Origin of the sequence: Actinocrispum sp. NPDC049592 (genome assembly GCF_040675465.1) — a bacterium.
Taxonomy (GTDB): domain Bacteria; phylum Actinomycetota; class Actinomycetes; order Mycobacteriales; family Pseudonocardiaceae; genus Kibdelosporangium.
This window is the reverse complement of sequence record NZ_JBFAPA010000007.1, coordinates 301,682-316,440: the sequence shown is the minus strand read 5'-3', so window position 1 is coordinate 316,440 and position 14,759 is coordinate 301,682. Positions and strand designations below refer to the sequence as shown.

13 protein-coding genes are annotated in these 14,759 nt (G+C 69.6%); 9 read left to right on the top strand and 4 right to left on the bottom strand.

What is annotated here, in order from left to right; translation table 11 throughout:
* Window positions 1-101: 101 nt before the first annotated feature.
* Window positions 102-236, top strand: coding sequence for a hypothetical protein (locus AB0J95_RS20415; protein WP_364759654.1), 135 nt, complete (start codon window positions 102-104; stop codon window positions 234-236).
* Here the strand turns inward: AB0J95_RS20415 and AB0J95_RS20410 are convergent.
* From AB0J95_RS20410 to AB0J95_RS20400, 3 genes are all read right to left on the bottom strand, one after another.
* Window positions 233-895, bottom strand: a complete 663-nt coding sequence (locus AB0J95_RS20410) for a serine/threonine protein phosphatase (RefSeq protein ID WP_364759652.1) — start codon at window positions 893-895, stop codon at window positions 233-235. The two genes, AB0J95_RS20415 and AB0J95_RS20410, sit on opposite strands and share 4 nt — an antisense overlap.
* Window positions 896-999: 104 nt before the next feature.
* Window positions 1,000-2,784, bottom strand: coding sequence for a Xaa-Pro dipeptidyl-peptidase (locus tag AB0J95_RS20405; RefSeq protein ID WP_364759991.1), 1,785 nt, complete (start codon window positions 2,782-2,784; stop codon window positions 1,000-1,002).
* Window positions 2,785-2,834: 50 nt separating this feature from the next.
* Window positions 2,835-4,184 (bottom strand): MFS transporter, encoded by a 1,350-nt coding sequence (locus AB0J95_RS20400; RefSeq protein ID WP_364759649.1) that lies wholly within the window; start codon window positions 4,182-4,184, stop codon window positions 2,835-2,837.
* Between the two features lie 386 nt (window positions 4,185-4,570).
* On the opposite strand from AB0J95_RS20400, the gene AB0J95_RS20395 reads away from it, so the two are divergent.
* The 8 genes from AB0J95_RS20395 (at window position 4,571) to AB0J95_RS20360 (ending at window position 13,706) form a co-directional block, all read left to right on the top strand.
* Complete coding sequence (locus AB0J95_RS20395; RefSeq protein ID WP_364759646.1) at window positions 4,571-5,881, top strand: hypothetical protein; 1,311 nt, start codon at window positions 4,571-4,573, stop codon at window positions 5,879-5,881.
* On the top strand, window positions 5,878-6,861 hold the full coding sequence (locus AB0J95_RS20390; RefSeq protein WP_364759643.1) for a glutamate ABC transporter substrate-binding protein: 984 nt from the start codon (window positions 5,878-5,880) through the stop codon (window positions 6,859-6,861). The genes AB0J95_RS20395 and AB0J95_RS20390 overlap by 4 nt, the downstream gene beginning before the upstream one ends.
* 4 nt (window positions 6,862-6,865) lie before the next feature.
* Window positions 6,866-8,056 carry a hypothetical protein gene (locus AB0J95_RS20385; protein WP_364759640.1) on the top strand — a complete coding sequence of 397 codons (1,191 nt, stop codon included), beginning with the start codon at window positions 6,866-6,868 and terminating at the stop codon, window positions 8,054-8,056.
* Window positions 8,053-10,290: a tetratricopeptide repeat protein gene (locus AB0J95_RS20380; RefSeq protein ID WP_364759637.1), complete on the top strand. Its 2,238-nt coding sequence runs from the start codon at window positions 8,053-8,055 to the stop codon at window positions 10,288-10,290. Before AB0J95_RS20385 ends, AB0J95_RS20380 begins: the two co-directional genes overlap by 4 nt.
* A 20-nt stretch (window positions 10,291-10,310) precedes the next feature.
* A complete protein-coding gene (locus AB0J95_RS20375; protein WP_364759634.1) occupies window positions 10,311-11,294 on the top strand; it encodes a PP2C family serine/threonine-protein phosphatase in 984 nt (327 codons plus the stop codon).
* Window positions 11,294-12,607 (top strand): VWA domain-containing protein, encoded by a 1,314-nt coding sequence (locus AB0J95_RS20370; RefSeq protein ID WP_364759631.1) that lies wholly within the window; start codon window positions 11,294-11,296, stop codon window positions 12,605-12,607. The genes AB0J95_RS20375 and AB0J95_RS20370 overlap by 1 nt, the downstream gene beginning before the upstream one ends.
* On the top strand, window positions 12,607-13,302 hold the full coding sequence (locus AB0J95_RS20365; protein WP_364759628.1) for an FHA domain-containing protein: 696 nt from the start codon (window positions 12,607-12,609) through the stop codon (window positions 13,300-13,302). The genes AB0J95_RS20370 and AB0J95_RS20365 overlap by 1 nt, the downstream gene beginning before the upstream one ends.
* Before the next feature lie 146 nt (window positions 13,303-13,448).
* On the top strand, window positions 13,449-13,706 hold the full coding sequence (locus AB0J95_RS20360; RefSeq protein ID WP_364759625.1) for a hypothetical protein: 258 nt from the start codon (window positions 13,449-13,451) through the stop codon (window positions 13,704-13,706).
* Here AB0J95_RS20360 and AB0J95_RS20355 read toward each other — a convergent pair.
* Window positions 13,703-14,602, bottom strand: coding sequence for an LLM class flavin-dependent oxidoreductase (locus AB0J95_RS20355; protein WP_364759622.1), 900 nt, complete (start codon window positions 14,600-14,602; stop codon window positions 13,703-13,705). The two genes, AB0J95_RS20360 and AB0J95_RS20355, sit on opposite strands and share 4 nt — an antisense overlap.
* Between the last annotated feature and the right edge of the window lie 157 nt (window positions 14,603-14,759).

Here is a 14,759-nt window from a genome sequence, read left to right as displayed (position 1 = left end):
AGGCCGGAAGATCGGCCGCCAGATCGCCTGGAAGGCAAAACGGGAAGAGACGCTGAAAGCGAGCTTCGCAAAGAGATCCATCGGGCAGTGCGGCAGGCCGAGTGGACGCCCTGGACTCGCTCCAGCCTGAGATTGCCCTGCTCAAGGAAGGGACCACCGGCAAGCTGTCCACGACCGAAAGCATCGCGGACGCCAGAATCGAGGCGGAGTTGACCGAACTGCTCGAGGTGGACTAGCGGTTCATCACGAGCAGGGCCGTAGAGTTGTCGGTGGCGCCCATGACGATGGCGGTGTCGACCAATGTGGACACTCGGGTCAGCGCCGTGGTCCCGGTTTCGGCGAGGATGCCCTGGATCAGGTCCGGGGACAGGGTTTTGTGCACGCCGTCGCTGGTGAGCAGGATGCTGGTGCAGTTGTGGGCGGTCACCAGGCCGATCTGGTCCGGGCGGGTGTTGCGCAGGGAGTTGGTCACGACGTGTTCCATCCGGGGTGTGGGGATGGCGTCGTGGGACCGGAAGTACTCGGCGAGGGTCTGGTCGGAGGTGAGCTGGACCAGTTGGCTGCCGTCCCAGCCGTAGGCGCGGACGTCGCCGACCCAGGCGATCTGGTCGCCCATCGCCACGACCATGACGCAGTCGCCGCCGGTGTGCATGGAGTGCAGCGCTCGTTGGGCCGCCAGGATGGCCTCGACCGGCCCGGCCGGCCGTGGGGTCCGCACCGCGATGTCGGAGGCCACGCGGGCGGCCTCGGCGGCCCACATGCTGTCCCCGATGCCGTCGGCGAGGGCGAACACCATCCCGTCACCGTCCCGGGCGGCCCCGACCGCGTCCGCGTTGAACCGCCGGCCGCCCTGGCGGCTGGCCGTGTCCCAGGTCATCACCTCGTCGCGCAGCATGGCGTCCCTCCCTGCTCCCGATACAGCCCCTCACCCACCACAATGCGGTCCCCAGCTGTGGATCAGCTGAGGACCGCATAGGGACTGGCTGTGATCCAGTGGATCTACAGTGCGCCGCGAAGGGCCTTCTGACCACCGACGATGGGCAGGTGGACCTCGGTGCGGGACAGGTCGAGGGAGATCCCGGCGCCCGGTTTGGGCCGCAGGGTGTAGTCGAAGTCACTCGACAACAGCACGAACTCGATGGTGTGGCCGGCCGCGAACACGTAGTCCTTGGGCTCGAAACCGACCTCGACCGGGTACTTGCGGCCGGGGGTCACCGGGGTGGTGATCCACGGGCTGATCCGGTTCTGCGGGTCGGTCCAGCCGCGGGTGACGATCTTGCTCTTGCCGTCCGGGCCCCGGTCGACCAGCAGCGCGGTCACGTTGGCGGCCGGGCGGGTGAACGACACCCGCAGGTCCACCGTGGCTTTGCCGCTCAGCCGCACCGGCGTCTTGGTCACACCGGTCGTGTACGCCAGCCGGTTCGGTGAGCTGGGCGCGTCCGCGAGGGTCTCGGCGTGGATCGACGAGTCGTCGGTGAGTGACTCGATCACCGGCCGGTGGGTCTGCGACTGGGTCAGCGGACCGCGGGCGCTGCCACCGGCGCCGGGGAACAGCGACGCGGGCGAGGTGCCGGGCGCCGGCCACTCGGCCTCGTCGACCCACGACATGTCCTCGCGCTGGATGGTCGCGTGCGGCTCCTTCTCGACACCGTTGCGCACGCCGTACAGGAACCGGGTGAACCAGCGGTTCAGCGCGACCAGCCACTCGTCCTTGCGGAGGTTGTACGGGTCGGCGTGACCGGCCTGATGCCACCAGATCTTGTGCGGCACGCCGACGCGCTTGATCGCCTCGTACCACTGGTTGGCGTGCGTGTCCTTGACGTTCCAGTCGTTCAGGCCGTGCACTTCGAGGACCGCGGCGCGGACGTTGCCGACGTCCTTGAGGTAGTTGCGCTCGTTCCAGAACGCGCTGTAGTCGCCGGTGACGCGGTCCTGCTGCTTCTCGATCTCGTCGATGACCGGCTTGCAGATCTCGCGGTCCGCGCGGGTGTAGACGTACTTCGCGAGCACGTCGAGGTCTTCACCCTGGAACGTGCCAGGCGCGACGACCGCACCATCCGCGCGGTAGTAGTCGTACCAGCTGGAGATCGCGGCGATCGGCACGATCGCCTCCAGGCCGCGCACACCCGTCGTCGCGACCGCGTTGGGCAGGGTTCCGTTGTAGGACACGCCCATCATGCCGACCTTGCCGCTGGACCACTTGGCCGCAAGCGGCGCCCCGGCGGCGTCCTGGCCGCGGGCCCGGCCGTTCAGCCAGTCCACAACGGACTTCGCGCCGATGGTCTCGTTGCGGCCGCCGGAGGTCGGGCACCCCGTCGACTGGCCGGTGCCGAGCGATTCCCCATACACCACAGCGAACCCGCGGGCGATGAAGTACGACTCGTAGCGCCAGGTGATCTGCGGGTTCGGGCCGACGGCCGCGGCAAGGCGCTCGTCCGCGCCGTGGTGACCACCGTGGCCCCGTGTCGGCACGTTCAGCTCGACGTCAACGTCGTGGTTCGGCACGTCGTTGCCGCCCGCGTAGTACGGACTCGCTTGGTAGACAACAGGAACCTTCAGGCCCTGCTCGGTCGCGCGCGGCCGGACCACCTCGACGTGCACGAGGTCGTCCTTGCCGTCCCGGTCGCTGTCGACCGGCGCGGTCACCCACAGGTTGTCGCGCACGATGTCGGTCGGGTCGAACACCGGTTGCGCTTGTCCGTCAACGAAAACAGGTCCTTGCGCCGGTGCGGCGAACGCCGTCGCCGAAGCCAACGGCAGGGCCACCACAACCGCGGCAAGCATGGTCACTACACGCCGCACAGGCAACTCCCCAGGGAGAACGGCAAACAGGGTCAGTCCGAACCCTTGCCGCCGTCCAAGTCCGCTGTCAAGGCGCCGGAAGTCGTGTCTTTCCGCGGTGCCGCCTTGAGGACCAACGCCAGTGCCGCGCCCGCGACCATGCACGCGCCGACCACCCACAACCCAGCGCGGTCGGTGCTCGTCAGGTCCTTCAGGCCGCCGGTGACGTAGGGAGCCACGAACCCGCTGACGTTGCCGATGGAGTTGATCAACGCGATGCCGCCCGCAGCCGCGGTACCGGCCAGGAACGTCGACGGCAGCGCCCAGAACGTTGGCAGCGCACAGCAGATGCAGATCCCTGTGATGGTGACCGCGACCATCACCGCGAACGGGCTGCCGAGGTACAACGCGACCGGGATGGTGATGCCGCCGAGGATCATCGGCCCGGCCACGTGCCAGACCCGTTCGCCCGTGCGGTCACCGTGCCGCGCCCAGAAGACCATCGCGATCGCCCCTGCCGCGTAAGGGATCGCGGTGATCAGCCCACGTTCGATGATCGAGAACGTGGTGCCGAAGTCGTGCTGGAAGTCCGCGATGATGGTGGGCAGGAAGAAACTCAGCGCGTACAGGCCGTAGACGTTTCCGAAGTAGACGAACGCCAGACCGATGATCCGCCCGTGCGTCAGGGCTTTCCGCAAGGTCCAGCGGTGCTCCTGCTCGGTCTGGGCGCGTTCGCGGTCCAGCTGGTCCTGCATCCACCTGCTTTCCTCTGGTGTCAACCACTTCGCGTCGCTGGGCCGGTCGGTGAGGTAGAACCAGGTGACGAACGCGAGCAGGATCGCCGGGATGCCCTCGACGAGGAACATGAACCGCCAGCCGGACAGCCCGAACACACCCTCGCCGCCCTTGATCAACAGGCTGGACACGGTCGAGCCGACCGCGGTGGACACCGGGATGGCGACCATGAACCAGGCCACCATCCGGGCCCGGTGCGCGGCCGGGAACCAGTACGTGAGGTAAAGGATGATCCCCGGGAAGAACCCGGCCTCGGCCACCCCCAGCAGGAACCGCAGGATGACCAGCACGGTCGGGTTGGGCACGAACGCGACCGCGGTGGCGATGATGCCCCAGCTGATCATGATCCGGGCGATCCACCGGCGCGCGCCGAACCGGTGCAGCGCCAGGTTGCTGGGCACCTCCAGGATGAGGTACCCGATGAAGAACACGCCGGAGGCGAACCCGAACGCCGTCGCGGTCAGCCCGAGCTCCTTGGACATCCCGTTCGGCCCGGCGAACCCGATGTTCACCCGGTCCAGGTAGTTCACGAAGTACAGCAGCCCCAGGTACGGCACGAGCCGCCGGGCTGCCTTCCGCCACGTCACGTCCCCGACCACGCTGTCCATTTCCGCATTCCAGTACCGAAACGCACGAGCGTCAAGTCAGGAACAAACCGGCTTGGCCGCGCCGGTCATTTCCGGCTCGCACCACGCCCGGCCTTGCCCGCGCCGGAAGGAAACCCGGGCTGGTGCCGCGTGGTGCGAGCCGGAAATGACCGGCTCCCGGCGGCCAAGCCCGTCCGAGCGAAGCGAGGACCAACAACACGGATCGTTCCGGGGAGCTGTCCCCAGGTGTCCATGCTGTTATGGAGAAGAGATGGAGTTGTCCACAGCCAGTGTGTCAACGGACCTCGCGGAAGCCGGTCTTCGGGTTAATGTGGGGATCATCACCGGCTATGGGGAGACCGGCGTAGTGAGGGGTGGGACTGCGGTATGGCAGCGGGTGACCGGGGATGACCATCACCACTCAGGACAGCACGGCCGTGCGGCCGTTGCGCCAGGTCAGGTCGCTGGCCAGGACGACACCAGGGGTGCTCGGCACCTTGGCGCTGCTCGTGGTCGTCGTGGGGCTCGCGGCGGGGGTGTTCGGCGCGATCAGCGTGCAGGGGCGGGTGCAGGCGCTGGATGACCTGTCGGCGCGCAGCGGGCCGTTGAGCGAGGCGGCGCAGGAGATCTACCGGTCGTTGTCGGACGCGGACGCCACGGCGACGGGGGCGTTCCTGTCCGGCGGGCTGGAGCCGGCCGCGGTCCGGGCGCGCTACGAGCAGGACATCGCGCAGGCGAGCAACTCGCTGGCGTTCGCGATCGCCGCCCGGGACACCGCGGATGTGACCGCCGCAGGCAGCCCGCTGGCGACACTGGCAGGCCAGTTGCCGGTGTACACCGGACTGGTCGAGACCGCGCGCGCGAACAACCGCCAGGGTCTGCCGTTGGGCGTTGCGTACCAGCGTGAGGCGTCCACGTTGATGAGCACGAAGCTGCTCCCCGCGGCGCAGTCGCTGTACGAGGCCGAGTCCGGCCGGGTGTCCGCGGACCAGGACCGGGCCGGGGCGTTCCCGGTCGTGGAGATCCTGCTGGGGCTGCTGGTGCTCGGCGTGTTGATCGTCGCGCAGGTGTACATGCGCAGGCACACCAACCGCGTGTTCAACATCGGGTTGCTGTTCGCGACCGCCGCGGCGGTGGTGTCGTTGCTGTGGGTGTCGGTCGCGAGCTTCAGCGTGATCGGCAGCGTGGACGACAGCCGCACCAAGGGATCCACGCAGACCGACGTGCTGGCGAAGGCCCGCATCTCGACCCTCCAGGCCCGGACCGACGAGACGCTCACCCTGGTGGCCCGTGGCACCGGCAAGGCCTACCAGGACGACTACGTCAAGAAGACCGAGCAGCTCAAGGGCCTGCTGAACTCCGCGCAGTCCCAGGCCACCGACGACCTGGTCCGCGACCGGGTGCACGACGCCTGGAACCGCGGCCAGGCGTGGGCGTCCGCGCACGACAAGGTCCGCGCGGCAGACGACTCGGGTGACTACGGCACCGCGGTGAAACTGGCCATCGACCCCACCCCGGAGGGCGCCGGGACCGCGTTCGACCAGCTGGACGGCAACCTGCAGAAGGCCATCGACCAGACCAGGCAGTCGTTCACCGCGCGAATCCGTGACGCGAGCGACGCGCTTGGTGGCACAGTGGTCGCAGTGGTGTTGCTGGCCGTCGTGGTCGCTGCGGGGGCGGCCGCGGGGATCTGGCAGCGCCTGAAGGAGTACCGATGAACCGGCGACTGGCGGCCGCCCTGGGCGTGGCGGCGATCGTGCTGACCGCCTGTGGCACGAGCGGCGGCGGCACCACGACCGAACGGCTGGCCGTGTCCGCGGTCGTGCCGAAACCGGCCAACGCCGGGGACCTGACCGCGCCGCCGAGCGTGACCAGGCAGGAGTGCGGCGACAAGCTGGCCAGCTGGCGCCCGGAGGGCGCGCTGCCCAGGCCGGGCCAGATGCCCGCCGGGTCGACCATGGAGAAGATCGCCCAGCACGGCAAGCTCGTCGTCGGCGTCGACCAGAACACCTACAACGTGGGCTTCCGCGACCCGTTCAGCGGGGAGATCCAGGGTTTCGACATCGACATGGCCAAGAGCATCGCGCAGGCCATCTTCGGCAACCCCAACGCGATCCAGCTGCGCGCGGTCACGTCCGACCAGCGCATCCCGGCGCTGGAGAACGGTGACGTGGACATCGTCGTGCGGACCATGAGCATCACCTGCGACCGGCTGGAGAAGGTGAACTTCTCGGCCGTCTACTACGAGGCCAAGCAGCAGGTGCTGGTGAAGAAGAACTCCGGCATCGGCGGGATCGACCAGCTCGGCGGCAAACGGGTGTGCGCGACCAACGGGTCCACCTCGCTGAGCAACATCGCGCAGGCGCGGTCCAAGCCGATCGGCGTGAAGGTCTCCGACTGGACCGACTGCCTGGTGATGCTGCAGCAGGGCCAGGTGGAGGCGGTGTCCACGGACGACGTGATCCTGGCCGGGATGGCCGCGCAGGACCGGTACACGGAGGTGGTCGGCACGCCGCTGGCCAACGAGCCGTACGGGATGGCGATCCCGAAGGCCAATGTGGACTTCGTCCGGTTCGTCAACGGCGTGATCGCGCAGGACATCGCCAGCGGCTACTGGTCGGCGTCGTACAAGCGCTGGCTGGACGACCTGATCCCCGGTCCGCCGCCGGCCGCCCCGGTCCCGCGGTACAAGGACTGATCCCGTGCTGAGCCAGGAAGAGGCCGTGCACGCCCTGGAGCGGCTCGGCGCGGAGAGCGACCGGATGGCGGACGCGCTGGTGGCGATGGACTCGCACGCCGGCAACCAGTTGCTGCGCAACGCCACGCTCACCGGCCTGACCAAACGCCGGTGGGACGAGGCGAGCGCGTCGATGGCGGTGTTGTGGGAGCAGTTCAACACCCACCGGCGGCTGCTGGAGCAGGCCAACGAGGTGCTGTCGCGCAAGTCCCGGCCGGGCCCGGCCGAGCTGGGTGAGGTGACCACGCTGCTGACCGAGGCGGTCGTGGAGCTCAACGCCCAGCAGGTGCCGATCGAGCAGCGCGGCCTGACCGGTCCGGCGATCGTGAGCGACCGGGTCACGCTGACCCAGCTGGTCGAACGGATGAAAGCGGCCTACGCGTCGGTCGCCGAAGTGCTTGCCGTGGCGGACACCGCGTGGACCACGACGGTGAAACAGCTTGACCCGCTGGAGACCGAGCTGCGCTCCGTCGCCGGAGTCGCCGCGTCGCTTGGCGTTGAGGATCCGGGGCTGACCAGGATCGACCGCGAGCTGTCCGAGATCCGGAGCCTGGCGCTGTCCGACCCGATGGCGATGGGCAAGGTGACCCCGCCGGAGCGGATCGCCGACGAGCTGGCGGATGCGCGCACAAGGCTGGCGAAACTGGCCTCCGCCAAGGACTCCTTCGACGACCACACCGCGCGGATCGAGGCGTTGCTGGCGGAGATCACCATCGCGCAACAGCAGGCGCAGCTGGCGTACGCGACCGTGCTGGAGAAGATCGCGTCCCCCGGCCTGCCCCGGCTCACGGACCTGTTGCCGCCCTTGCGGGCCCGGCTGACCGAGCTGCCGGAACTGTGGCGGGCCGGGCAGTGGCGGGAGCTGGCGGGCGGGTTGGACGACCTGGAACGGGATGCCACCTCCGCGCTGGCCGAGGCGCGCACCCAGCTGCGGTTGATCACCGGGTTGCTGGACCGCAGGCTGGAGCTGCGCGGCCGGCTGGATGCCTACCGCGCCAAGGCGAACCGCCTCGGGCACGCCGAAGACCGCGAGCTGTCCGCGTTGCACCGCGAGGCGCACACCGTGCTGTACACGCGGCCGACCGACCTCGCCGCCGCCACCCGGGCCGTCAACCGCTACCAGCAGGCACTGCAGGACAAGAGGAGTGTCTCGTGACCACATGCCCCCGCACCGGGTGCGACGGCACCATCGACGAGGACGGCTTCTGCGACACCTGCGGCCTGCAGGCCCCGGCCCCGCTGAGCTCGTCCACGGCGCCGCCCCCGTCAGCAACACCGTCGTCGTCGACACCGTCCTCTCGCACGTCCAGCACCAGCCGGGCGACCGCGTGGACCTCGCCGACCAGCGCGTCGTCCTCGCGGACCTCGCGCCGCGGCTCGACCCGGTCGACCAACCGCGGCCTGCTCGGCCGCGGCATCGTGGACATTCCCCGTGTGCCCAAACGGGATCCGCGCGAGGCCGTGCTGACCAACCCGGAAGTGCCGGAGAACAAGCGGTTCTGCAGCAAGTGCGGGGCCAAGGTCGGGCGTGGCCGGGAGGACAAACCCGGGCGGGTGCACGGGTTCTGCGCCAAGTGCGGGCACAACTTCGACTACCGGCCCAAGCTCAACCCCGGTGACCGGGTCGGCCAGTACGAGGTGCTGGGCTGCCTGGCGCACGGTGGCCTCGGCTGGATCTACCTGGCGCTGGACCACGCCGTCGCCGACCGGTGGGTGGTGCTGAAAGGCCTGCTGGACACCGGGGACGCGGACGCGATGGCCGCGGCCATGGCCGAACGCCGGTTCCTGGCGCAGGTCGAGCACCCGAACATCGTCAAGATCTTCAACTTCGTCGAGCACCAGCACGGCGACACCACCACCGGCTACATCGTGATGGAGTACGTCGGCGGCACGTCCATCAAGGACATGGTGCGGGCGTTACGGCTGGCCGGGAACAACCCGCAGGCCTGCCTGCCGCTGACCCAGGCGATCGCGTTCACCCTGGAGATCCTGCCCGCGCTGGGCTACCTGCACGGGATCGGCCTGGCGTACTGCGACTTCAAGCCGGACAACATGATCCAGGTCGAGGAGCAGCTCAAGCTGATCGACCTGGGCGCGGTGCGGCACGTCGACGACGAGGACAGCCCGATCTACGGCACCACCGGCTACCAGGCGCCGGAGGTCGGCAAGGAGCTGCCCAGCCCGGTGACCGACGTGTACACCGTGGGCCGCGCGCTGGCGGTTATGGCGTTCCCGTTCGACTTCCACAACACGTACAAGACGACCCTGCCCGGTCCGGCGGAACAGCCGCTGCTGGCCGAGTACGAGTCGTTCTACCGGTTGCTCCTGCGCTCCACGCACGTCGACCCGGCCCAGCGGTTCGGTTCCGCCGAGGAGATGCGCGACCAGCTGGAGGGCGTGTTCCGGGAGGTCGCCGCCGCGCAGGACGGCGACCCCCGGCCGGGTATCTCGGTCGAGTTCACCCCGGAGCGGCGCAGTTTCGGCATCACCGAGGCGCTCGACCTGCGTGTGGTGGCCCAGTCGCTGCCGATTCCGCGGGTGGACGCGGCCGATCCGGGCGCGGTGTTCCTCGCCGGGGTGACCGCGACGGATCCGGCGCAACTGGTCGAGGAGCTCAAGGCGGCCAAGGTGTCCAGCGCCGAGGTGAAACTCCGGCTGGCCCGGGCGTACATCGAGCTGGGCGACCTGGCCGGCGCGAAGAAGACGTTGAACACCACCAAGATCACCCAGGGCGACTGGCGGGTGGCCTGGCACCGCGGGCTGGCCTCGCTGGCCGAGCAGAACCCCGGTGCCGCGCGGATGGCGTTCGAGACGGTCTACGACGCCGTTCCCGGCGAGGCGGCGCCGAAACTGGCGATCGCGGTGTGCGCCGAGGCGGAGGGCGACTTACTGGAGGCGGACAAGTACTACCGGATCGTCTGGCGAACCGACCGGACGTTCATCAGTGCGGCTTTCGGGCTCGCCCGGGCATTGCAGGGCCGCGGCGAACGCCGGGAGGCTGTGGACGTGCTCAACTCCGTGCCGGACACGTCGAGCCACCACCTCGCCGCCCAGCTGGCCGCGATCCGGGCGCGGACCGGCGTCGGACGATCGGATGGCTTGTCCGAACAGGATCTGGTGCTCGCCGGCAGCCAGCTGGCCGGGCTGGACCTGGACGACTCGCGGCGCGCGCACGCCTCGCGTGACCTGCTGGAATCCGCGTTCGCGTGGGTGCGCAGCGGTCCGAACGGGGCGTCTGGCACCGTGTTGGGATGCCGCCTGGCCGAAGACGACCTGCGGCGTGGGCTGGAGCGGACCTACCGCGCGCTGGCCCGGCAGGCGGGAACCCGCCGGGAGCGCATCGCGTTGGTGGACCACGCCAACCGGATCCGGCCCCGCACCTGGATCTAGACGACGAAACGAGAACCGCGTTGAACTGTCCTGACTGCGGCGAGCCGGCCGAGACGACCGACCGCTACTGCGAGAACTGCGGTGGCAGCCTGCAGCTGCGCAGAACGCCGTCCGGCGGGCCGTTCGGGCCCATCTCGGCGGACACCTGCGTGGGCTGTGGCGCCGCCGAGATGGGCAAGGACGGGTTCTGCGAGAAGTGCGGGCTGGCCCAGCCCGCCGGGCGCGACCGGATGGAGTTCGACCTGGACCTGGTCGCCGGGGTGTCCGACCGGGGCCGGGCGCGGGCGCGCAACGAGGACTCGATGGCGTTCGGCGTCCTCGGCCCGGTGGACGACCCGTCCTCGATCGTCGTGGTGGTGTGCGACGGGGTGGGGTCCACCGAGCGCGCGGACTCGGCTTCGCAGGCGGGCGTGGACGCGGCCATCGAGTCCATTGTGGACGCACTGATGGAGGGCAAGGGCGCGCGCGAGGCGACCGACGACGGTGCCGAGGCGGCGTACAAGGCGGTGGGCGAGCTGGCGCGGCCGAACTCGCCGGACACCGCGCCTTCGTGCACGTTCGTCTCCGCGGTGGTGACCGCGGACGAGATCACCGTCGGCTGGATCGGCGACAGCCGCGCCTACTGGGTCTCCGATTCCCCTGGCACACCGTCGAAACGGCTCACCACCGACGACACCCTGGCGGCCCAGCTGGTCGCCGCGGGCCTGCCCGAGGACGAGGCGTCCGCGGCACTGAACGCGCACGCGCTGGCCCGGTGGGTCGGCGCCGACGCGGAGGCCGCTCCCCCGCACATCACCGTGCTCACACCCGAAGGCCCCGGCCGGCTGATCCTGTGCAGCGACGGCCTGTGGAACTACCTGCCGGAGGCGGAGTCCTTGGCGGAGAAGACATCCGACGCGCCGCCGCTCAAGCTCGCGGCGGAGCTGACCACTGTCGCCCTCGACCTCGGCGGCCACGACAACATCACCACCGTCGTGGTCCCGTTCCCCTTCAAGGAGAGATGATGAGCGCACACCCGGACTTCCAGGTCGAGGTCTACCAGAACGAGTTCCTGCCGCAGGGCGCCGCCGAGGTCAACGCGATCGTCACCGTCACCTCGACCGGCAGCGGGTCGGCGTCCCTGTCCTCGTCCTCGGCACAACCGGCCGCCGAGGTGATCATCATCGACACCTCGGGGTCGATGCACCATCCGCCGACGAAGTTATCCGCGGCCAAACGGGCGACCGCGGCGGCGATCGACGCGTTGCGCGACGGCGTGAACTTCGCGGTGGTCGCCGGGACCGACATCGCGGAGCTGGTCTACCCTCCGAAGCTGGGCATGCGCGGCGCCAGCATGATCAGCCGCGAGGAGGCCAAGCGCGCGGTGAACGCGTTGCGCGCGGACGGCGGCACCGCGATGGGCGAATGGCTGCTGCTGGCCAAGGAGCTGTTCGCCACCCAGTCGAACCCGTTGCGGCACGCGATCCTGCTCACCGACGGCCAGAACGTCCATGAGCGGCCGAAGAAGCTGGAACGCATCCTGGCGAACGTCAACGGGCAGTTCGTGTGCGACTGCCGCGGGGTCGGAACCGACTGGGAGGTCAAGGAACTGCGCAAGATCGCGGACACCCTGCTGGGCAGCGTGGACATCGTGGCCGAGCCGGAGGGCCTGGAGGCGGACTTCCGCGCGATGACCACTGCGGCGATGGGCAAGGAGGTCGCGGACGTCGCGCTGCGGGTGTGGACCCCGCAGGGCGCGACCGTGAAGTTCGTCAAGCAGGTCGAGCCGTCGCTGCAGGACCTGACCGAGCGCCGGGTGGACTCGGTGCCGCGCAGCGGGGACTACCCCACCGGCTCGTGGGGTTCGGAGAGCCGCGACTACCACGTGTGCATCCAGGTGGCACCGGCCAACGTCGGCGACAAGATGCTCGCCGCCCGGGTGAGCCTGGTCGCCTCCGGCGGTGAGGTGCTTGGCAACGGCAAGGTGCTCGCGGTGTGGACCGACGACACCGCGCTGTCCACCAAGATCAACCCCGAGGTCGCGCACTACACCGGGCAGGCCGAGCTGGCGCAGGTGATCGAGGAGGGCCTGGAGGCGCAGCGCGCGGGCCAGATCGAGACCGCGACGGCGAAACTGGGCCGCGCGGTGGCCATCGCGCACGAGTCCGGGCACGAGGACACCGCCAAACTGCTGGCGAAAGTGGTAGATGTGGAGGACGCCGCACGGGGCACTGTCCGGCTCAAACGCGATGTCAGCACGGTGGACGCGATGACGCTGGAGAGCCGGTCGCAGGTGACCAAGCGCGTTGGCAGGAAGTCCGGCGAAGGTGAGAGCTGATGCCTACCTGTTCCCAGGGCCACGACTCGGCCGACGAGGAGTTCTGTGACGTCTGCGGGCTGGCCTTCGACTCCACGCCCGCCGTCGCCGCCGCGGCTCCCGTCGTCCAGGAGGAGGCTCGCAACTGCCCGTCGTGCGGGGCGCCGCTCGACGACCGGTTCTGCGAGGACTGCGGCGCGGACTCCCTCGCGGTGATCCCCGCGGCCCAGCCGGCCGCTCCCGCTGTTTCCGCTGTGCCTGAGCCGGTCTCGGCCCCGGTTGTGGCGGCGCCCGTTGGTCCCAAGGTCTCGACGTGGTCGGTGGTGGTGTCCGCGGACCGGAAGTACTACGAGAGCGTGAAAGCGGACGGCGGGCCGGACGCCGACTCGATCCAGTTCCCGCCGTACTGCCCGGACCGGCATTTCCCGTTGCGCGGCGACCAGGTCAGCGTCGGGCGCCGCAGCGCCACCCGCGGGATCCTGCCGGACATCGACCTCACCGGTCCGCCTGAGGACCCGGGAGTGAGCCGCCTGCACGCCCTGCTGGTCGCCAACGCCGAGGGCGGCTGGGCCGTCGTCGACATGAACTCCGCCAACGGCACCTTCCTCAACTACCGCAAGGACAACCTCAAACCCAACACCCCTCGCCCCTTGACCGACGGCGACCGCATCCACATGGGCGCCTGGACCACGATCACCCTCTACGCGGACACCTAGACCTTGCCAAAACCCTTGCCACGCAAGGGCTTGGACCGGCGGGAACGAACCTCCCTGAGGCACGCTGGTGTTTCCACACCAGCAGTCAGGGAGGTTCTGCTCATGTCCAAGCGATTACGGGCGGCAACGCAACCGGCACCCTCTACATGAGCATCCGGCCGGTCATCAACAACCAGCCCATCTTCTGGGTGTGGGGACATGGGCTCAAGGCGGGAGACGTCGTTTCGCTGGACTGGTCGGATGATGGGCACCGGACGTGGCATCCCTGCCACGCGACTGTCGCGAAAGGACACACCAGCGTCACGACCAAGGCAGTCAACCAGGTGCCCGGCCGCTCCTTCCGGCCGTGCGTGAAGCACGCCGGGCACAGCTGGCAGTGTGCGGCCTGGATGTCCGCGCTCTAGGCGAAGGCGGGGATGACCTCGGCGGCCAGGCGTTCCAGCTGCGCGGCGTCGTCGCTCATGGGGTTGAGCTGGATCAGCTCGGCGCCGGCGGCCTCGACCTCGCGCAGGCCGCGGATGCAGTCCTCGGGCGTGCCCGCGACCGCGACGGGGGCGAGCTTGCCCTTCATCCCGAAGAACCCGTACAGCTTGTCGAGATCGTCGGAGATGTGCCGGCGGGCGCGGTCGGTGTCGTCGTCCACCCGGATGTAGACGCGTTTGGCGATCGGGAACTCGCGGCCGCCGAGCGCCTCGCGCAGGATCCTGACCTGCTCGGCGAACGCCTCGGTGGTGCTCGACCCGGCGCCGAAGAACCCGTCGGCGAGGTGCGCGGCGCGTTTGACGGCGTTCGGGTGGCCACCGCCGATCCAGACCCGCGGGTGCGGCTTCTGCACCGGTTTCGGCTCCATCCGCAGGCCCTCGACCTGCCAGAACCGGCCCTGGAAGGTGATCTCCGGCTCGGTCCAGGCCGCCTTCATCAACGCGAGGCCCTCGGTGAACCGGGTGACCAGGCCGTCGCGGGACACGCCGAACGCCGACAGCGCCCGGCTCGGCCCACCCGCGCCGATGCCGACCTCGACCCGGCCGCCGCTGAGGTGGTCGAGCGTGCTGATGCTCTTCGCCAGGTGCAACGGGCTGTGCAGCGTGCTGACGAACACCGCGCAGCCCAGCCGCAGGGTCGTCGTGCACGCCGCCGCGTACGTCATCACCTCGACCGGCCCGAGCCGCGGCGCGGACCCCAGCACCTGCTCCTGCGTCCACGCGCTGTCGAACCCCAGCTCCTCGGCCCTGGTCACGAATGCCCGGAATGCCCCGGGATCGAACTCGGCCTGCGGCAAGGAGATCGCGAACTGTGTCAATTGTCCTCGCTTCGCTCGGACGGGCTTGGTCGCCGGAAGCCGGTCATTTCCGGCTCGCGCCACGCGGCCGGCCTCGCGACCCCAGCGCGGGTCGTGTTCCAGCGTAGGCGAGACCGCGCGTGCTGCACGCCGGAAATGATCGGCGGGACCAAGTAGG

What these genes read in the sequence shown, in the direction of transcription:
- AB0J95_RS20410 (WP_364759652.1), bottom strand. Translation starts at nt 895, where the DNA reads ATGCTGCGCGACGAGGTGATGACCTGGGACACGGCCAGCCGCCAGGGC.
- AB0J95_RS20405 (WP_364759991.1), bottom strand. Translation starts at nt 2,784, where the DNA reads ATGCTTGCCGCGGTTGTGGTGGCCCTGCCGTTGGCTTCGGCGACGGCG.
- AB0J95_RS20400 (WP_364759649.1), bottom strand. Translation starts at nt 4,184, where the DNA reads ATGGACAGCGTGGTCGGGGACGTGACGTGGCGGAAGGCAGCCCGGCGG.
- AB0J95_RS20395 (WP_364759646.1), top strand. Translation starts at nt 4,571, where the DNA reads ATGACCATCACCACTCAGGACAGCACGGCCGTGCGGCCGTTGCGCCAG.
- AB0J95_RS20390 (WP_364759643.1), top strand. Translation starts at nt 5,878, where the DNA reads ATGAACCGGCGACTGGCGGCCGCCCTGGGCGTGGCGGCGATCGTGCTG.
- AB0J95_RS20370 (WP_364759631.1), top strand. Translation starts at nt 11,294, where the DNA reads ATGAGCGCACACCCGGACTTCCAGGTCGAGGTCTACCAGAACGAGTTC.
- AB0J95_RS20365 (WP_364759628.1), top strand. Translation starts at nt 12,607, where the DNA reads ATGCCTACCTGTTCCCAGGGCCACGACTCGGCCGACGAGGAGTTCTGT.
- AB0J95_RS20360 (WP_364759625.1), top strand. Translation starts at nt 13,449, where the DNA reads ATGAGCATCCGGCCGGTCATCAACAACCAGCCCATCTTCTGGGTGTGG.